The organism is Streptomyces sp. NBC_00483, assembly GCF_036013745.1.
GTDB lineage: Bacteria > Actinomycetota > Actinomycetes > Streptomycetales > Streptomycetaceae > Streptomyces.
In genome coordinates this window covers 9597343-9615886 of the sequence record NZ_CP107880.1, presented here as the reverse complement: position 1 = coordinate 9615886, position 18544 = coordinate 9597343, and the positions used below count along the sequence as shown (strand labels likewise).

Annotated in this window: 15 protein-coding genes and 1 pseudogene; 3 read left to right on the top strand and 13 right to left on the bottom strand. The window is 71.7% G+C overall.

The features are described 5' to 3' along the window. Positions 1-164: 164 nt before the first annotated feature. The 3 genes and pseudogenes from OHA73_RS42960 to OHA73_RS42950 all read right to left on the bottom strand — a co-directional run bounded on the left by OHA73_RS42960 (position 165) and on the right by OHA73_RS42950 (position 4013). On the bottom strand, positions 165-1031 hold the full coding sequence (locus OHA73_RS42960; protein WP_327658635.1) for an MSCRAMM family protein: 867 nt from the start codon (positions 1029-1031) through the stop codon (positions 165-167). Between the two features lie 75 nt (positions 1032-1106). Beyond that, positions 1107-3311: pseudogene (locus tag OHA73_RS42955) on the bottom strand (MMPL family transporter); the annotation flags it as partial. Positions 3312-3422: 111 nt separating this feature from the next. After that, positions 3423-4013: a TetR/AcrR family transcriptional regulator gene (locus OHA73_RS42950; RefSeq protein ID WP_266724584.1), complete on the bottom strand. Its 591-nt coding sequence runs from the start codon at positions 4011-4013 to the stop codon at positions 3423-3425. A 144-nt stretch (positions 4014-4157) separates the two neighbouring features. Here OHA73_RS42950 and OHA73_RS42945 point away from each other — a divergent pair, with 144 nt between their 5' ends. Beyond that, positions 4158-4562 carry a GNAT family N-acetyltransferase gene (locus tag OHA73_RS42945; RefSeq protein ID WP_266724582.1) on the top strand — a complete coding sequence of 135 codons (405 nt, stop codon included), beginning with the start codon at positions 4158-4160 and terminating at the stop codon, positions 4560-4562. A 3-nt stretch (positions 4563-4565) separates the two neighbouring features. Here OHA73_RS42945 and OHA73_RS42940 read toward each other — a convergent pair whose 3' ends face one another. Genes OHA73_RS42940 through ureA form a run of 5 tightly spaced genes read right to left on the bottom strand, consistent with a single transcriptional unit; the run spans position 4566 to position 11600 of the window. Next, positions 4566-6251: a thiamine pyrophosphate-binding protein gene (locus OHA73_RS42940; protein ID WP_327658089.1), complete on the bottom strand. Its 1686-nt coding sequence runs from the start codon at positions 6249-6251 to the stop codon at positions 4566-4568. Next, positions 6248-7582 carry an MFS transporter gene (locus OHA73_RS42935; RefSeq protein WP_327658088.1) on the bottom strand — a complete coding sequence of 445 codons (1335 nt, stop codon included), beginning with the start codon at positions 7580-7582 and terminating at the stop codon, positions 6248-6250. The genes OHA73_RS42940 and OHA73_RS42935 overlap by 4 nt, the downstream gene beginning before the upstream one ends. After that, a complete protein-coding gene (locus OHA73_RS42930; RefSeq protein WP_327658087.1) occupies positions 7579-9297 on the bottom strand; it encodes an amidohydrolase in 1719 nt (572 codons plus the stop codon). The genes OHA73_RS42935 and OHA73_RS42930 overlap by 4 nt, the downstream gene beginning before the upstream one ends. 21 nt (positions 9298-9318) lie before the next feature. After that, on the bottom strand, positions 9319-11004 hold the full coding sequence (locus OHA73_RS42925) for an urease subunit alpha (RefSeq protein ID WP_266724574.1): 1686 nt from the start codon (positions 11002-11004) through the stop codon (positions 9319-9321). Then, positions 11001-11600 carry an urease subunit gamma gene (gene ureA, locus OHA73_RS42920; RefSeq protein WP_327658086.1) on the bottom strand — a complete coding sequence of 200 codons (600 nt, stop codon included), beginning with the start codon at positions 11598-11600 and terminating at the stop codon, positions 11001-11003. The genes OHA73_RS42925 and ureA overlap by 4 nt, the downstream gene beginning before the upstream one ends. 124 nt (positions 11601-11724) lie before the next feature. On the opposite strand from ureA, the gene OHA73_RS42915 reads away from it, so the two are divergent. Both OHA73_RS42915 and mltG read left to right on the top strand, forming a co-directional pair. Next, positions 11725-12909 carry a PucR family transcriptional regulator gene (locus OHA73_RS42915; RefSeq protein WP_267073443.1) on the top strand — a complete coding sequence of 395 codons (1185 nt, stop codon included), beginning with the start codon at positions 11725-11727 and terminating at the stop codon, positions 12907-12909. A 92-nt stretch (positions 12910-13001) separates the two neighbouring features. Beyond that, positions 13002-13835, top strand: a complete 834-nt coding sequence (gene mltG, locus OHA73_RS42910; protein WP_327658085.1) for an endolytic transglycosylase MltG — start codon at positions 13002-13004, stop codon at positions 13833-13835. On the opposite strand, the gene OHA73_RS42905 is transcribed toward mltG, so the two are convergent. Genes OHA73_RS42905 through OHA73_RS42885 form a run of 5 tightly spaced genes read right to left on the bottom strand, consistent with a single transcriptional unit; the run spans position 13814 to position 18515 of the window. Continuing rightward, positions 13814-14524, bottom strand: coding sequence for a glutathione S-transferase C-terminal domain-containing protein (locus OHA73_RS42905; RefSeq protein WP_327658084.1), 711 nt, complete (start codon positions 14522-14524; stop codon positions 13814-13816). The genes mltG and OHA73_RS42905 overlap by 22 nt on opposite strands. Before the next feature lie 53 nt (positions 14525-14577). Beyond that, entirely contained in the window at positions 14578-14733 is a 156-nt protein-coding gene (locus OHA73_RS42900; protein WP_327658083.1) for a hypothetical protein, read from the bottom strand. Positions 14734-14793: 60 nt separating this feature from the next. Then, the gene (locus tag OHA73_RS42895) at positions 14794-15921 is read right to left on the bottom strand and encodes an MsnO8 family LLM class oxidoreductase (protein ID WP_327658082.1); all 1128 of its coding nucleotides are present in this window, start codon (positions 15919-15921) and stop codon (positions 14794-14796) included. After that, the gene (locus OHA73_RS42890) at positions 15914-17296 is read right to left on the bottom strand and encodes an NtaA/DmoA family FMN-dependent monooxygenase (RefSeq protein ID WP_327658081.1); all 1383 of its coding nucleotides are present in this window, start codon (positions 17294-17296) and stop codon (positions 15914-15916) included. The genes OHA73_RS42895 and OHA73_RS42890 overlap by 8 nt, the downstream gene beginning before the upstream one ends. A 16-nt stretch (positions 17297-17312) precedes the next feature. Continuing rightward, positions 17313-18515, bottom strand: a complete 1203-nt coding sequence (locus tag OHA73_RS42885; protein ID WP_327658080.1) for an LLM class flavin-dependent oxidoreductase — start codon at positions 18513-18515, stop codon at positions 17313-17315. Positions 18516-18544: the final 29 nt, after the last annotated feature.

Genomic DNA, 18544 nt, shown 5'->3' with positions numbered 1-18544 from the left:
CTTGCGTGGAGTTCAGGAACTTGCGTGGAGTTCAGGAAAAGGATCATCACCACGCTCCCATATCCGGGGAGGCGGCGGGCCCGTACTGCTGTACTGCGCAACAGTAAAGGCGGCACCCGCCAACGATGGCGGGTGCCGCCCCTGGGACAGCTACTGGAAGCGGGTTACGCCTCCGGGTGCGCCAGCCTGATGTCCAGATCACCCGGCTCCGCGTCGCCCACCCGCAGCGTCTGCGCGGCCGGCGGGTACCCCGTCGCGATGACCGAGTAGTCGCCCGCGTCCAGGTCGGTGAAGGCGTACGCGCCGTCCGGGCCGGTCGTCGTCGTGGCGATCACATTGCCCGCCGCGTCGACCAGCGTGACCCGCGCGTCGGCCAACGGGCCGTCCTCCGTACCCGCGCGCACCACGCCCTGGACCCGCTTGCCGACCCCGAGCACGAGCTCCACCTGGGTCACGCCCTGCGCGCCGGTCTCCACCTGCTGTGCCGTCGGCCGGAAGCCCGGGGCGTTGACGGCGAGCGTGAACATGCCGTTCACCAGGCCGCCGCAGGCGAAGTCGCCGTGCAGTCCGGTGCGCGCGGTGGCCACGACCTCGCCGCGGACATCCGTCACGACGACCAGCGCCTCGGGCACCGGACGGCCGCCGGACTCCCGCACCAGACCCGCGAGTCCGCCGGTGCCGGTGAGCACGATGTCGTGGGAGAGGAGTTCCCCGTCCACGGTGACCGTCGAGGCCTGCGGCTGGTGCCCGTCGGCCGCGACGATCAGCACGTACGTGCCCGCGCCGGGAACGTCGAGGCTGTAGGAGCCGCCGGAGTCGGTGACGGAGCGGCTGATCTGCCGGCCGCCCGTCGAGATCAGCGTGATCGCGGCGCGCGCCACGGCGTCGCCGCCGCCCGTGCGGACGGCGCCGAGGATGCCGTTGCCGCTCGGGGCGAACGAGCGCTCGCCCCCGCCGACCTCCGCGGCCGACGCCGTCGCCAGGTGCTTCTGCGGCTGCGCCGCGCCCTGCGCGCCGACCGAGGCCGTCACGAGCTCGCGCTCCGGCTCGGTCGGGTGCGGAACGGCGCCGCCCCGTACCTCGTCGGCGGGCCGCGCCGCGCGGGCCTCGTCGAGCTCGCGCAGGCCCTCGCCCTCGACGTCGACGTTCGGCAGCGCGCGGTCCAACCACTTGGGCAGCCACCACGCGCCGCGCCCGATGAGCGCGAGGACGGCCGGGACGATCGCCATGCGCACGATGAACGCGTCGAAGAAGACGGCGACGGCGAGTCCGAAGCCGATCATCTTGATCATGGATTCGGTCGAGCCGATGAAGCCCGCGAACACGGCCATCATGATGATCGCGGCCGCCGTGACCACACGGGCGCTGTACCGGAACCCGGTGACGATCGCCTCCTTGGCCGTCTCGCCGTGGACGTACGCCTCGCGCATCCGCGTCACGAGGAAGACCTCGTAGTCCATCGCGAGTCCGAAGACGACACCCACCATGAAGATCGGCATCATCGACATCACGGGCCCGGTCTCCTCGACGCCCATGAGGTCGGCGAGCCAGCCCCACTGGAACACGGCGACGACGGCGCCGAGCGCGGCGAGGACGGAGAGCAGGAAGCCGAGCGCGGCCTTCAGCGGCACCAGGATCGAGCGGAAGACGACGATCAGGAGCAGGAAGGCGAGTCCGACGACGAGCGCGAGGTAAGGAAGCAGCGCGTCGTTGAGCTTCTGCGACACGTCGATGTTCATCGCGGTGGTGCCGGTGACCATCAGCTCGGCGCCCGAGTCGGCCTTGATGCCGTCACCCGCGTCGCGGATGTTCTGCACCAGGTCCTCGGTGTCCGTCGAGGTCGGCTTCGACTTCGGGACGACGCTGAGCATCGCGGTGTCACCGGACTTGTTGAACGTCGCCGGGGTCACCACGGCGACGTCGTCGAGTCCCTTGACGGTCTTGGTGACATCGGCGACGGCGGACTTCGGGGAGTCGCTGTCCTTGGCGTCGACGACGACCATCAGCGGCCCGTTGAAGCCGGGGCCGAAACCCTCGGACAGCAGGTCGTACGCCTTGCGCTGCGTGGTGCTCGTGGGCTGCGAACCGTCGTCGGGCAGGCCGAGTTCGAGGTCCATCGCCGGTACGGCGGCCGTGCCCAGGGCGATCACGCCGAGCAGCAGCACGGCGACCGGGTGCTTCACGACGAGGCGCGCCCAGCGGGTGCCCAGGGCGGGCTTGGGCTCGGCGTGCTCCCCGTGGACGTGGCCGTTTTCCTGCGCCGCGCGCTGCGCCTTGCGTTCCTTGCGCTTGCTCTTGGCCCCTGCGGGGCGCACCCGGCTGCGGGCGATGCCGAGCAGGGCGGGGATCAGGGTCAGCGCGACAAGGACGGCCACGACGACGGTCCCCGCGGCCGCGAAGCCCATCTTCGTCAGCATCGGGATGTTCACGACGGCGAGGCCGACGAGGGCGATGACGACGGTCAGTCCGGCGAAGACAACGGCGGACCCGGCGGTACCGGCGGCCCGCCCGGCGGCTTCTTCGCGCTCGCGGCCCTCGGCCAGTTCGGCCCGATACCGGGACACGATGAACAACGCGTAGTCGATGCCGACCGCGAGGCCGATCATCATCGCGAGCGTCGACGTCGTGGAGTCCAGGTCGAGCGGCTTGGCGAGCGCGGTGATGGCGGAGACACCGATGCCGACGCCGAACAGCGCGGAGACCAGCGGCAGTCCGGCCGCGATCAGCGAGCCCAGGGTGATCACGAGGACGACGGCGGCGACCACGACGCCGATGACCTCGGTCGAGCCGGTCTCGGGCACGGCCTGCAGCGCGTCGCCGCCGACCTCGACGGTGAGGCCGGAGTCACGGGCGTCCTGCGCGGCGTCCTTCAGCGCGTCGCGCGAGGAGTCCTCCAGCTCCATGCCGGAGACCTTGTACGACACCTGCGCGTACGCGATGGTGCCGTCGCGGCTGACCGCCTTGGCCTTGAACGGGTCGGTCGCGCTCTGGACCTCGGAGCCGCCGCCGAGCTCCTTGACGGTGTCGCGGACCACGCCCTGGTTGGCGGCGGAGGTGATCTTCTCCCCGTCCGGCGCCTTGAACACGACGCGCGCGGTGGCGCCGTCGGCGCTGGCGCCGGGGAAGCGCTGCTCGAGCAGGTCGAAGGCCTTCTGGGCCTCGGTGCCCGGGATCGAGAAGGAGGAGGATGCGGCCGTGGGGGCCTGGGAGGCTCCCACACCCACGGCGGCGAGGACCACCACCCAGAAGAGGGCGACGACGTACCGTCGCCGATAGGCGAATCGGCCCATTTTGTAGAGGAATCGAGCCACGAGGGCGTACTCCCGGTCAGGTCGTAATGGTGCTGGGCATGGGACTTCGGCCCGACGACGGTGAGCGGTGGCGTCAGGTGCGGGGAGAGTCTGTGGTGTGTGTGGGGGGGATCAGGCGCAGAGGGCGGGGAGGACCACTGCGTCGATGTATGAGATGAGGTACTCCTGGGTGGGCGGCAGTTCGTCGATCACGCCGCGGGTCGCCATGGCTCCGACCATCAGGTGCAGCGTGTAGTCCATCGCCGGGTTGTCCTCGCGGATCTCGCCCCGGGCGACGGCTCTCTGGAGGACCTGGTCCAGCTCCTCCAGCTCCGGTTCGATCAGCAACTCCCGGAACGCGCGCAGCAGATCCGGGTCGCTGTGCATCGCCATGGCGAGCCCCCGCATCAGCGCCGTCGACTCCTCGACCGAGCAGTCGTCGTGCCTGCCGGCGAGTGTGTGGAGGTCCCCGCGCAGGGTGCCGGTGTCGATCTGGGCGATGTCGACCGGCTTGTTGTGCCGCATCGCCTTGACGACGAGCGCGGCCTTGCCGCCCCACTGGCGGTAGAGCGTGGCCTTGCTGGACCGGGTGCGGGCCGCGACGGCGTCCATGGTCAGCGCGTCGTAACCGACTTCACGCAGCAGCCCGAGCACGGCGTCGTACAACTCCGCCTCGCGCTCCGCCGTCATGCGTCTGCGCCGCACGGTGCCGGTCTCGGGCACGCAGCATCACGTCCACATCTCTCACGCACGGCATCCGCGCCGAACGAAACGGTTTCGTACGTCGGCAGAGTATCTTGCCGATGAGATGAAACGAAACCGTTTCGTACGTGGCGGGGATCACGCCCTGTGCCAGGGTGAGGCCCCATGAACGATGCGATCACGTACACATGGCGCGACCCGGTGTCCGACGAGGAGATGGTCGACCTGGTCCGGTCCCACGGCGGCAATGATGTCGCCGGCTGGTGGGTCAAGGTCCAGAAGTACAGCCTCGGCTGGGTGGCGGCCCGCGACGGTGACGGGCTCCTCGTCGGCTTCGTGAACGTGGCGTGGGACGGCGGCGACCACGCCTTCCTGATCGACACCAAGACCCGGGCCACACACCAGCATCGCGGCATCGGCACGGCGGTCGTGCGCCTCGCGGCGTCCCGTGCGCGGGAGTCGGGCTGCGAGTGGCTCCACGTCGACTTCGAGCCCGAACTCCGCGACTTCTACTTCGAGGCGTGCGGATTCCGGCCCACCGAGGCGGGCCTGATCCATCTGCGTCCCTGAGCCTCAGCCCTTGGCGCGCCCCCTCTCGCGCAGCGAGTCGACGGTGACGCCGGGGGACAACCGTCCCTCCGTCACCTTGAGTTGGATGATCGCCGCGCGGCCGCACGCCAGCGCGCGGTCGAGGGCCGGGGCGAACGCCTCGGTCGTGGTGACCGTTTCACCGTGGGCGCCGAAGGCCTGGGCGTACAGGGCGAAGTCCGGGTTGCCGAGGGCCGTGCCGCTCACCCGACCGGGATACTCCCGCTCCTGGTGCACGCGGATCGTGCCGTACTGGGCGTTGTCCAGGACGAGGATCAGCGGGGCCGCCCCCTCGGCCATCGCGGTGGCGAGCTCCTGACCGTTCATCAGGAAACAGCCGTCACCCGCGACGGAGACGACGCGGCGGTCCGGGTGCGCGATGGCTGCCGACACGGCGGCGGGGATGCCGTAGCCCATCGAGCCGTTGCGCGGGCCGAGTTGGCGCATGCCGTCGCGGTACGTCAGGAAGCGCTGCGCCCAGATGGCGTGGTTGCCCGCGCCGAACGTGACGATGGTGTCTTCCGGGAGCCGGCTGTCGAGGTGGGCGAAGACCGCGCCGAGGTCGAGCGGGTCGCCGTCCGGCTCCGGTGTGCGGGCGGTCAGGTGCGCGGCCCTGGCCTGCTTGGTGCGCTCCACCCAGGGCACGGGCGCGGCGGGGCGCAAGGTGCGTATCGCGGTGCCGAACGCCTCGGGGGCGGCGAGCAGGGAGAGTTCGGCGTGGTGGACGACGCCGGGCGGCTGCGCCTCGGGGAGCACCTGCACCAGGCGCGGGCCCGCCCCGTCGCCGCCGACCGTGGGCAGCATCCGGTACCCGTCCGTCGAGACGTCCCCCGGCGCCGTGCCGACGCTCACCAACAGGTCCGCCTCGCGCACCAGCTCGGCGAGCGACTTGGCGCGCCCGTAGCCGAGGTTGCCCACGTAGACCTCGGCCTCGTTGTCCATCAGGTCCTGGCAGCGGAAGTCCACGGCGACGGGCAGCGACCAGGCCTCGGCCCAGGCGCGTACGTCGGCGCGTGCCCGGTCCGTCCAGCGGCTGCCGCCGAGCAGCACCACTGGCCGCTCGGCGGTGGCCAACAGGCCTTCCAGTACGGCCAGTTCCTCGGCCGACACGCCGCCCTGCGGAACCGGCAGCGGCCGGGCGTCGGCCACCTCGACGACATCCGTCAGCATGTCCTCCGGCAGCCCGAGGACGACGGGCCCCGGCCGCCCGCTGCTCGCGACGGCGAAGGCGCGGGCCACGTACTCGGGAACGCGGGCCGCGTCGTCGATGGTCTCGACGAGCTTCGCGTTCGTGCCGAACGTGCCCCGCAGGTCCAGCTCCTGGAAGGAGTGCCGGTGGGTGTGGTCGCGCGGCACCAGGCCGACGAAGAGGACCAGCGGAGTGGCGTCCTGGTGGGCGGTGTGCAGGGCGACCAGTGCGTTGGTGGCGCCGGGCCCCCGCGTCGTGAAGCACACACCGGGGCGCCCGGTGAGCTTGCCGGAGGCCTCGGCCATGTACCCGGCGCCGCCTTCGTGGCGGCACACCACCATGCGGACCGGCGCGTCGTACAGGGCGTCGAGGACGGCGAGGTAGCTCTCGCCGGGCACGCCGTAGACGGTGTCGACGTCGTGGGCCCGGAGCTGGTCGACGAGGACCTGGCCGCCGGTGCGGGCAGGGTGATGCACGGTCATGCTGCAACCTTTGCGTTCAGTGTGTCGCTGGAGGGAAGGGAGCCGTGCCGGCGCAGTACCGTGCCGGCCGCGACGGCCCCGGCGACGGTGCAGGCGGCCACGACGACGAGGAGCAGTGCGGCGCCCCACGAGGCGCCGTCCGCGGCGCCGGTGACCGAGGCCGCGATGAGCGGGATGAAGCCCCCGAGGACGCCGGCGAGGTTGTACGACATGGCGACGGCGCTGTAGCGGAACTCCTCGGGGAAGAGCGAGGCGACGACCGCGCCGATCGGGCCGTACGGGATGGAGAGCGCGCCGATACCGAGTGCGACACCGAGGTACACCAGCGGGGTCTGCTTGGTGTCGACGAGCCAGAAGGCGGGGAACGCGGCCACCATCGTGACGGCGGCGCCGATGGCACACACCTTCCACGAGCCGATGCGGTCGGCGAGCCGTCCGCCGGCGATGATGACCACGATCTCGACGAGGGCGCCGACCACCGTCGCGTTGAGCATCGTCTGTTTGTCGATGCCGAGTTCGCCGGTGCCGTAGCTGATGATGAACGTGGTCATGAGGAAGAAGCCGCCGACACCGAGGAGCGCGACTCCGACGCCGACGACCATGCGGCCCCAGGTGCGGCGGAACGCCTCGATGAGCGGCGCGGGCGGCGGCCCTTCGCGCTCCGCGTCCTCCTGCATCGCACGGAAGACCGGGGACTCCTCGATGCGTACGCGCAGGTAGAGCGCGAAGCCGAGCAGCGGGAACGCGGCGAGGAACGGCAGCCGCCAGCCCCAGGAGTAGAAGGCGTCGTCGGGCAGCATGCCGACGACGGCGAAGGCGCCGCTGGACATCAACGTGCCAACGGGTGAGCCGAGTTGGGGCACGGAGGAGTAGCTGCCGTGCTTCTCCTTCGGGGTGTGCTCGAGCGTGAGCAGCATCGCGCCCGACCACTCCCCGCCGACGGAGATGCCCTGGACGAAGCGGAGGACGGTGAGCAGGATCGGCGCCCAGATGCCGATGGTGCCGTACGTGGGCAGCAGGCCGATACAGCCGGTGGTGGCGCCCATCATGACGACGGTGATGATGAGGGACACCTTGCGCCCGTAGCGGTCGCCGACGTGGCCGAAGATCGCGGCGCCGATGGGCCGGGCGACGAAGCCGACGGCGAAGGTGCCGAAGGAGGCGAGGGTGCCCGCGGCCGCGTTCATGTCGGTGAAGAACAGCTTGTTGAAGACGAGCGCGGCGGCGGTGCCGTAGAGGAAGTAGTCGTACCACTCCAGGGCGGTGCCGCTGAACGCGGCGAACAACAGCCTTCTGATGTCCTTCACCGGGGGCTTGGTGGTCGTGCTCACGGGGTCTCCTGGGGAGGGGCGGCCTGGGTGGCCGGAGCGGAAGGGGGACCGGAGCGTGCGGGAGTGCGGGTGAGCTTGTGCGGGTCGTGGGCGGGGTCGCCGCCCACGACGGTGGCGAGGACGCCGATCGCGCCGATGCGGTCGGGGTCCGTGCGGACGGGGTCGCCGTCCAGGACGGTGAGGTCGGCCAGATACCCGGGGGCGAGCCGCCCCTTGCGCCCGCCGAAGCCGGTGGCGAGGGCGGAGCCCTCGGTCCAGGCGCGCAGCGCGGCAAGGACCGGAACGCCTTCGTCCGGACCGTACGGCACCTTTGTTTCGGTCAGGCGCACGACCATCGACTGGATCGCGGGCAGCGGCGCGCCGGGCGCCACGGGCCGGTCGGAGCTGCCGGGGACGGGCAGGCCGAGGTCGGTGAAGGACTTCATGCGGTACGACCAGGCGGTGCGCTCGGGGCCGAGTGCGGCGGCCATGGCGTCGCCGAAGGTGTGCAGGAAGTTGTGCTGCGGGACGGGCACGACGCCGAGTTCGGCGAGGCGGGCGAGCTGCTCGGGGCGGACGACACCGGCGTGCTCGATACGGTGGCGGACGCCAGGCCGGGGCCGTTCCTTGTGGGCGCGGGCGAAGGCGTCGAGGGCCAGGTCGACGGCGCGGTCGCCGATGGCGTGCGCGGCCACCGTCCAGCCGGAGCGGTGCGCGGCGACGACGAGGTCGGTCATGGAGCCGGCGTCGCCCTGGAAGTAGCCGGTGGGCCGGTCTTCGTTGTGGGGGCAGCCGCAGAAGGGCTCGGTGACGGCCGCCGTCCTCCCGAGCAGCGAGCCGTCCAGGAAGATCTTGACCGGACCGAGGGAGAGCGTGTCGTCGCCGAAGCCGGTGCGCATGCCGAGGTCGAGCCCCAGGGTGATGTCGTCGTCGGTGTGCGCGGTCAGCGGGTGCAGCACGTCGGAGGCGGCCATCAGCTGGGCGCGGGTGTGCAATCGGCCGGTCTCGCGGGCGAGTTGGTACGCGGCCAGCTCGACCGGCGTCTGCCCGATCCAGCCGCCGCCGATCCCGGCCTCGGTGAAGCTGGTGACACCCTCGGTGAGGTAGTGCCGGGTCGCCGCGTCGACGGCGTCGGCGACGGTCTCCACCGGGTACGGCAGCACCTGACGCTGCGCGAGGCTCTGGGCGGTCTCCTCCAACAGGCCGTCGGGGCGGCCGTGTTCGTCGCGGGAGACGACTCCGCCGTCCGGGTCGCGGAACCCGTCCTCCAGCGCTCCGGCTGCGTGCAGCACGGGCGTGTTGACGACGCAGGCGTGCCCCGAGGTGTGCTTGATCCAGACGGGCCGACCGCCCGCCGCGCGGTCGAGGGCGTCGCGGTGCGGCCAGTGGCCCCCGCAGTTGTTGTGGTCGAGGCCTGCGCCCAGCACCCAGGCGTCCGGGGCGAGCCCTTCTGCGTGCGCGGCCACGGCGGCGTACACGTCCTCGACGGAGCGGGCCGTGGAGACGTCGAGTTGAGTGAGGTTCAGGCCGAACCAGGCGGTGTGGCAGTGCGCGTCGTTGAAGCCGGGGGCGACGGTGGCGCCGCCCGCGTCGAGGGTCCGGCGCGCGGGAAGTCCGGCCACGTCCTCGTCGAGTCCGACGACGACGCCGTTCAGGACGCCGAGCGCCTGGGCGGTGGGCCGTTCGGGGTCGAGGGTGCGGATGTGGGCGTTGCGGACGAGCAGATCGAGCTGCATGTGACGGATGCCCCCTCGGGATCAGGCGAAGTGGTGCAGCTGCGCGAGCGGCACCACGGTGGCGGCCGGTGTCCCCGTCTCGACCCCGTCGACGAGGACCGGCGCGGGTTCGCGCGGCACCACGACCCGTGGCGTCGCCGTGTTGTGCAGCATGTCGGCGCGGGTCAGGCCGCGGCTGTCGCGGATCGGTGCGTACGAGAGTCCGCTCGGCAGGGCCGCCCGCGCGGCGCGGTCGTTGAGCGCGGCCTCGGCGACGAAGACCTTGGCGAGCCGGGCGGGCGCGGCGCCAAGGGATCCGAAGTAGGGCTTGTAGGAACGCGGTTGGGTCAGTCGGGTCGATCCCGACCCCGAGCCCGTGTTGCCCCACGCCACGAATCCGGACTTGATGACCAACTCGGGCTTGCTGCCGAACCACTTGGGGTCCCACAGCACCAGGTCCGCCATCCGCCCGGCCTGCACGGTGCCCACCTCGTGGGCGAGGCCGTGCGCGAGCGCCGGGTTGAGGGTGATCTTCGCGAGGTAGCGCAACACCCGTGCGTTGTCGGGGTGTTCCACTCCCCCGCCGCCGTTCGCGAGCGCCTGGACGTGGGCGAGCTGCCACGTCCTGCGCACGGTCTCGGCGATCCGGCCCATGCCCATGGAGTCGGAGTTGACGATGGAGATGGCGCCGAGGTCGTGCAGGGCGTTCTCGGCGGCGATGGCGTGCTCGCGGATCCGGCCCTTGGAGATGGCGACGTCGCTCGCGGAGGCGTGGTTCTGCCGGTGCACGGTCATCGTCATCGGGAACAGCTCGCCGACCGTGTTGGGGGTGTACGGCACGGTGGGTGTCGTCGACGATGGCAGGATGTTCGGCTCGGAGAGGATCTCCAGGAGGTCGGGGTGACCGCCGCCGCCCTCCACGTGGTACGCGTGCACGGTGCGGCCGCGGGTGGCGCCGAGGGTGTCCCTCAAGTACCCCGACTCGTTCATGGAGTCGGTGTGCAGCGCGACCGGAAGGTCGGCCTGCTCCGCGGTGTCCAGGCAGGTGTCGATGATGCGCGGGGTCGCCCCGAAGTCCTCGTGGATCTTGAAGCCGCCGGCCCCGGCGAGGGTGATCTCGTCGAGCAGCGCCCGCGAGCTGGACGAACCGCGGGCCAGGAAGGCGATGTTGAGCGGCGTGTCCTGCCAGGCGCTCATCAGGGTGTGCAGGTTGTGGGTGGGGTTGCAGCCGATCTCCCAGACGCCGCCGAGCCCCATGCCGACGAGCGTGGTGACTCCGGCGGACAGCGCGGCGGGCGCGACCTCGGGCGAGGACAGGTGGACGTGGCTGTCGACGACGCCGGGTGTGGCGATGAGCCCCTCCCCCGGCACCACGGAGGTGTGCGAGTCGATGGCGTACTCGACGTCCATGACGTCCGGGTTGCCGACCCCGCCGACGGCGACGATCCGCCCGTCCTTGATGCCGATGTCGGTCTTGCGCACACCGAGCACCGGGTCCATCAGGACTACCCCGGCGACGACCATGTCGAGGGCGGAGTCCCGGTCCGAGCGCGGCGAGGCGAGGAGCCCGTCGCGGACCGTCTTGCCGCAGCCGCCGAGGAGTTCGTCGCCGGGGGTGCCGTCGTCGGCCTCGACCTCCACCCACAGGCAGGTGTCGCCGAGCCGGATCCGGTCGCCGGTCGTGGGCCCGTACAGGGCGTGGTACGTGCGGCGGTCGACGCTGGTCATGCGCGCTCCTGGGTCGTACGGGTCTTGCGGCTGGCGGGGATGACGACGACTTCGCGCTTCTCGCCGGGTTCGAAGGCGAGGGCGGTGCCGGCGGCGATGTCGAGCCGCAGTCCGCGGGCGGCCTCGCGGTCGAGTTCCAGCGCCTGATTGGCCTCGTGCAGCGGGTAGTGCGAGGAGATGTAGACGACGCGGTCGCCGGTGTTGCGGATGGTGAGGGTGGTGCGCGGCCGCCCCACGTTGATCTCGATGGGAGTCTCGGCGGTCCGCACGGCGCCCGGCCCCTCGGCGCTGGCGGGACCGATCGGCCGGTCGACGGCGACCAGGGACGTGCCGCTCGGGAACAGCGCCTCCACCTGCACGGTCGTCACGATGTCGGCGACCCCGTCCAGCACGTCGTCGACGGTGAGCACCCGCTCCGCCGTCTCGATCACCTCGTCCAGGCTCAGCCCGTCCCAGGCGGCCTCCAGGATCTCGTCGCAGATCAGGGCGATCGCTTCGGGGGCGCTCAGGCGGCGGCCGCGGGCGCGGCGCCTGCGCGCGAGTTCGGCGACGGTGAACAGCTGGAGCCGTTCCTGTTCACGAGGGGTCAAGTGCACGGTCGGATGGCCCTCCTGGTCGGCGGGCCCCGGACGCTCCGCCCAGGGATCGCACCAGGATCCTTGGCTACGGGCACCAAACCAACGTTGAAACATCGCCCTCGCACCACCGAGAATTGGTCACATGCACAATTCCGAAGGTCAGGGCCGCTCCGGCCTGCCCCCGACCTCGCCGCGCATCGCGGAACTCGCCGGGCAGTGCCTGGACAATGTGGACGACCTGATCGGCGACTGGCTGGAGATGGTCGGCCCGCTGCGCACCTCGTACGCGACCCAGGTGCCGGACGTCCAGTTCCGCGATTCGGCCTGGCAGGCCTTCGAGCTGCTGCTCCGCACGGTGGCGCGGCTCCCGGTGCCACCGCACATCACGGACGTCTCACGGCGGGTCGGCGAGGAGCGGGCCCGGCAGGGCGTCCCGCTCGACGCCCTGCTTGAGGCGGCGCGGCTCGACTTCCGGGTGGTGTGGCAGGCGCTCGTGAACCGGGCGCGACCCGAGGACATGGCCGATCTGGCGGGCTCTGCGTACCACGTGTGGGAGGCGGTCGAGCGGCATGTCACGGGCATCATGACGGCGTATCAGCGCACGGTCCTGGAGATGGGGCGCCGCGAGGAGGACGAGCGGCGCATGTGGTTCGCCCGGCTCCTGGAGACGGAGGGCCGCAACCCGACCGTCGTACGCGACGCGGGCCGCGCCCTGGGCCTCGCGGACGACGGCCGGTTCCTGTGCGCGGCGTCCTCCGCGGCTGCCGGGCCAGGACTGCACCGTGCGGGTCTGACACTGCGCGGGGCGGGAGCGGCGGTGCAGCAGCAGATGGTCGGCGGGGACGCGGTCCTGGTGGTGCAGCTCAGCGGCCGGATCACCCGCCCGTACGTCCTGGACCAGCTGCAGGACTCGCCGTGCGGGGTGGCCCCGCAGGCGGCCGGGCTCGCCGCCGTGCCGCGGGCCACGGTGCTCGCGGTGGCGACGGCGCAGGTGCTGCCCGCCGACACGCGCTCGCCGCGCCTCCTGGAGGACAGCTGGCTGGACGTCCTCGCCCACCGCGCCGGTGACTTCGGCCGCGACCTGGCCGCGGATGTGCTGGGCGCACTGCGCGGGCCCGGTGTCACCCGCACCGAGGCGGACCGTCTGCTGCACACCGTCCGCATCCATTTGTCGGGCTCCGGCTCCATCGCGGACACGGCCGACGCGCTCTACTGCCACCGCAACACGGTGCAGCACCGCTTCAACCGGTTTCACGAGCTGACCGGGCGGGATCTGCGGAGGCCGGCGGACGCGGCGCTGTTGGCGGTGGCGTTGCGGGTGCGGTGAGGTGTGCCGGTGGCGTGGTTGCGGTCGCGGGGCTCTGCCCCGGGCCCCGCGCCTCAATCGCCGGCGGGGCTTGATCGGGTTAGCGTTCCCCTGTGCCTGAGGACAAGACAGGGAAGAAGGGTCGGCTGAGCCGCCGCGGCAAGCTGATCGTGTTGGCCGTCGTGGTTCTCGCGGTCGTCGCGGCCGTAGTCGTGACGTTGGTGGTGGTCTTCGGCGGGAAGGAGGCCACCCGGTCCGAGAAGCTCGTGATCCCCGAGGGGTATCGCGCGAGTCAGGTGTACGAGGCCGTGGACAAGGCGCTCGCCGTCGACGGCGGGACCACGAAGAAGGCCGCGTCGAAGGCGCACTTCACCCTGCCGAGCGCGGCGGACGGCAACCCCGAGGGCTACCTGTTCCCGGCCACGTACCCCGTGGACAAGAACACCACCCCGGCGTCCCTCCTCTCCTACATGAACAACACCGCCAACCAGCGGCTGAAGGCCGACCACGTCACCAAGGGCGCGGACACCAACGGCGTATCCGTCTACGAGACGGTCATCATCGCCAGCATCGTGCAAGCGGAGGCCGACACCCACGAGGACATGGGGAAGGTCGCCCGGGTCATCTACAACCGGCTCGACCAGGGCATGAAGCTCCAGATGGACTCCACGATCAACTACGCCCTGAACCGCTCGACCCTCGACACCAGCCACGCCGACACCAGGACCGACAGCCCGTACAACACGTACGAGCACAAGGGCCTGCCGCCCACCCCCATCGGCAATCCGGGGGAGGACGCCCTCGACGCGGCGATCGCCCCGCCCAAGGGCGACTGGCTGTACTTCGTGACGGTCGCGCCCGGGGACACCCGGTTCACGGACAGCTATGAGGAGCAGAAGAAGAACGTCGAGGAGTTCAACTCGCGTCAGGCCAGCGCGAAGGAGTAGCTCGCGAGGTGCGGCGCGAAGGCGGGGTGCTCGGAGAGGCGGCGCAGGTACGCCGAGAGCCGGGGATGACCCGTCGTCCGGTGTGCGGTGTCCGGGTGCACGAGGGTCGACCACAACCGCACGTCGGCGAGGGTGAGTTGGCCGCCCAGCACGAACTCCCGGCCCGCGAGCCGCCGTTCGAGGACGTTCAGCGCGCGCAGCAGCGTGGCGAGCCCGGTGTCGTCGCCGCGCCGGGCGGACGCGGTGATGCCCCGCTCGCAGAGCCGGCCCACCGCGTCGATCGCGTCCTCGGTGCCGCGCGGAAGGAGGTCGGGGCCGTGTTCGCCGAAGTGCCGGGCGAGGTCGCGCAGGATGTCCCCGGGGTGGGTGCTGACGATCCGTCCGGTCCAGTCGTCGCTGAGCACCGGCGCCAGGGCCGGTCCGGGGTACTGGTGGGACGTGGCCTCGTACAGGGGAGCCAGGGCCCGGTGCCCGCCGCCGGGTGTGTCGGACGCGGCGGGCAGCAGGGTGACCGGGAGGGTGTCGTCGAGGCGGAGCAGGCTGTGGGTGACGGCGATCTGCAGACAGTGCGGGCAGGACGGCGACAGGTGGAGGCGGTAGCGGTGCGGGGCGGCGTAGTAGCCGCTGCGCGCGTCGCAGCCGATCCTGCTCCGGAAGGTGGGCACGGCGGACGGGGCCGGTGCGGACATGCGTCTCCCTGGGGGTGCTCGATCACGGGCGTACGGGCATGCGTACGGAAGTGTCAGGCGTGGGCGGCGAGTTGACCGCCGCCGTGACGAGAACTCGCCGCACTGCAGACCCGTGCGAGATCGATGTGACGGCGGGACGTGAGCCGGGGCAGGGCCCCGACGGCGGCGCGGGCGGCCTCGCCGCTGAGCTCGCGCGCCGCACCACCCATGATTCCCTACCGTTTCACTAGGATTCCCTTAGAGGAGTGTGTGGCCGCCGGGACTTCGCGTCAAGAGCGCTTCCACTCCTCGGCCAGCAGCTCGTAGGAGCGGACCCGGTCGGCGTGGTCGTGGGTGATCGTCGTGATGAGCAGTTCGTCGGCGCCGGTGGCCTCCTGGAGCTGGGCGAGGCGGCGGGCCACGGTGGTCGGCGAGCCGACGAACTGGGTGTCGAGGCGGTCCTGCACGAGCGCCCGGTCGGCGTCACTCCACTCGTACTTGCGGGCTTCGTCCGGCGTCGGGAAGTCGATGGCGCCCTCGGCGTTGCGGATGCTGCGCACCCACAGGCCGTAACCGGTGGCGAGTTCGCGGGCGGTGGCGTCGTCATCGGCGACGACGACGTCCGCGGAGACACTGACGTACGGCTTGTCGAGGGTGTCGGAGGGCTGGAAGAAGGACCGGTAGCCCTCCACCGCCTCCAGCACCGTGGCGGGGCTGACGTGGTAGTTCGCGGCGAACGGCAGTCCGCGCGCGCCCGCCACCTCGGCGCTCTCGCCACCGCTGCTGCCCAGGATCCACACGTCGACGTCGGCCCCCTCCCCCGGCACGACGTGCGCCTCGACCCCGTCCGGGGATATGTAGGCGCCGGCGAACAGGGCGAGGATGTCGTCGATCTGCTCGGCGTAGTCCTGCGCCTGCGCGCCCGGCTGCTGGAGCAGCTTGCGTTGCAGCGCGACGCGCGGTGAGCCGAGGAGGTGCTCGAAGGAGAAGCGGGGCGGGATGACGAGGCCGTTGGGGGCGGCGCCGTCGACGACCGGGGTCGCGGTCGGTGTCGGCGCCGCGGGGCGGGCTGGCGGCCGTCCGCCCGAGCGGCCGAGCCCGAGGTCGATGCGCCCGGGGTGCAGCGCGTCGAGGAGGCCGAACTCCTCCACCGTGGACAGCGCGGTGCGGTGTCCGAGCTGTACGGCGCCGGAGCCGAGCCGGATGGTGTCGGTGGCGGAAGCGGTCAGGGCGAGGACGACGGCGGGCGAGGTGCCGGCGACGCCGGGGTTGAGGTGGTGCTCGGCGAACCAGTACCGGGCGTAGCCGAACCGCTCGGCCTGCTGGGCGAGGTCGATCGAGTTGCGCAGGGCGTCGCCCGCGGTCGAGCCGGACGGGACCGGCACCAGGTCGAGGACGGCGAGGGGGATGTCAGACACGGGAGAACTCCTCGATGGGCGCGGGGGCGTCGTCGGGGTGGGCCAGGCCCAGGTGGTCGCGCAGCGTCGTGCCCTCGTACTCCGTACGGAAGACGCCCTGCTCCTGGAGGAGCGGGACCACCTTGTCGGCGAACTCGTCGAGGCCGCCGGGGGTGATGTGCGGGACGAGGATGAAGCCGTCGGCGGCGTCGGCCTGGACGTACTCGTTGATAGTGGCCGCGATGGTGGCCGGGGACCCGACGAAGTTCTGCCGGTTGCCGGTGTGGATGACGAGGTCGCGGATGGACCACTTGTTGGCGGCGGCGAGCTCGCGCCACTCTCGGGCGGTGGCCAGCGGGTCCCGGTACATGCGGACCTGGGCGCGGCCCTCGGCGATGTGGGTGTCGCCGACGTCCGGGTCGATGTCGGGCAGCGGTCCTTCCGGGTCATAGGAGGACAGGTCCCGGTTCCAGACGAATTCCAGGTGCTTGAGGGCGGTGGCCCCGCTGACCTGGTGGCGGCGCACCTCGCGGGCGAGTTCCTCGGCCTCCGCGTCGGTGTCGGCGAGGGCGAAGGTGGCGGCGGGCAGGATGAGCAACTGGTCCTTGCCGCGGCCGTACTTGGGGAGGCGGGACTTCACGTCCGCGGAGAACTCCCGGCCCGCGTCCAGGGTGCCGTGCCGGCTGAAGATGGCGTCGGCCTCGGCCGCGGCGAACTCGCGGCCCTCGTCGGAGTCGCCGGCCTGGAAGACGACCGGGCGGCCCTGCGGGGAGCGCGGGACGTTGAACTGCCCGTGGATGTCGAAGTGTTGTCCGGTGTGAACGAAGGAGCCTGCCTTGGCGTCGCGCAGGAAGGCGCCGGTCTCCTGGTCGGCGAGGATCTCGTCGTCGTGCCAGGAGTCGAACAGTTCGTTGGCGGTGGCGAGGAACTCCCGGGCGCGTGAGTAGCGTTCGCGCTGCGGGAGGAAGCCGCCGCGGCGGAAGTTCTCGCCGGTGAAGGCGTCCCAGGAAGTGACGACGTTCCAGGCGGAGCGGCCGCCGGAGAGGTGGTCGAGGCTCGCGAACTGGCGGGCCACCTCGTAGGGCTCGTTGAAGGTGGAGTTGATGGTGCCGGTGAGCCCGATGCGCTCGGTGACGGCGGCGAGCGCGGCGAGGACGGTGAAGGTGTCGGGGCGGCCGACGACGTCCAAGTCGTAGATCTCGCCGCCCTGTTCGCGCAGGCGCAGCCCCTCGGCGAGGAACAGGAAGTCGAACTTGGCGCGTTCGGCGGTGCGCGCGAAGTGGGCGAAGGAGCCGAACTCGATGTGGCTGCCGGCCCGCGGGGCGCTCCACACGGTGGTGTTGTTGACGCCGGGGAAATGGGCGGCCAGGTGGATCTGCTTCAGCGGCTTGGTCATGAGGGTTCCCTCCGGCTCACGCGGCGGCATAGCGGTTGGCGGGGCGGTCGAGGCCGAGGAGGCCGCGCAGGGTGTCGGCCTCGTACGCGCGGCGGAAGACACCACGGCGCTGGAGTTCGGGGACGAGGCCCCGGGTGATCGCCGGGAGGTCGCGTCCCGCGACGGCGGGGCGCAGCCGGAATCCCGCGAGGCCGGCGCCGTTCAACTCCTGAAGCAGGTCGGCCAGTTGGGCGGGGGTGCCCGCGAAGGTCGGGGCGTCGCTCACGTACGGCGCTCCGTCGAGCGCGTCGAGCCGGTCCCGGCGGGCGGTCGCGGCGGCCTGATCCTCGTCGAGGAACACCACCAGGTCACCGAAGACATGCAGGGGCTCCCCGGCCCGCCCGGCCGTCTCCTGCTCGGCACGGATCCGGCCCACGATGGCGCGGGCCTGCTCGGTGTCGTGCGGGGTGATGTATCCGACGTCGGTGGCGCGGGCCAACAGGCGGTACGGGACGGTGTCGTGCGCGAGAGCGGTGACGAGCGGCTGGCCCTGCGGCGGGCGGGGTGTGATGGAGGGGCCGCGGACGCTGAAGTGGCTGCCCTGGAAGTCGATGTAGTGCAGCTTGTCCCGGTCGATGAAGCGGCCCGTCGCGGCGTCCCGGATCTCGGCGCCGTCCTCCCAGCTGTCCCACAGCCGCCGCACGACCTCCACGTAGTCGGCGGCCTCGTCGAAGAGCTCGGTCACCAGCTCCCTTGCGTCCGGGCTGTCGTAGGCGTCGATGCGGTCGACGGTGCGGCGGCCGAAGTGGGCGGCCTCGCTCGGGCGGGCGGTGACCTGCACGCGCAGTCCCGCGCGGCCCTCGCTGACGTAGTCGAGGGTGGCGATCGCCTTGGAGAGGTGGAACGGTTCGGTGTGCGTGACCACGGCGGTCGGGACAAGGCCGATGTGCCGGGTCAGCGGGGCGATGCGCGAGGCGATCAGTACGGCGTCGAGGCGGCCGCGGACCTGGTCGGTGCGCTCGTCCGGTTCGAGGAAGTGGGCGGACTGCGGGCCGAGTCCGTCCTCGATGGTGACGAAGTCGAGCAGGCCCCGCTCGGCCTCGGCGACGAGCTCGGCCCAGTAGGCGGCGGTGAACAGCTCGCGCGGCCGGGACACCGGCTCGCGCCAGGAAGCGGGGTGCCATCCGGTGCCGTCGAGGGCGACGGCGAGGTGCAGATGGGGAGAGGGCGAGGGAGACACGAAGGTGCCTTTCTGTAAAAGCCGACAGG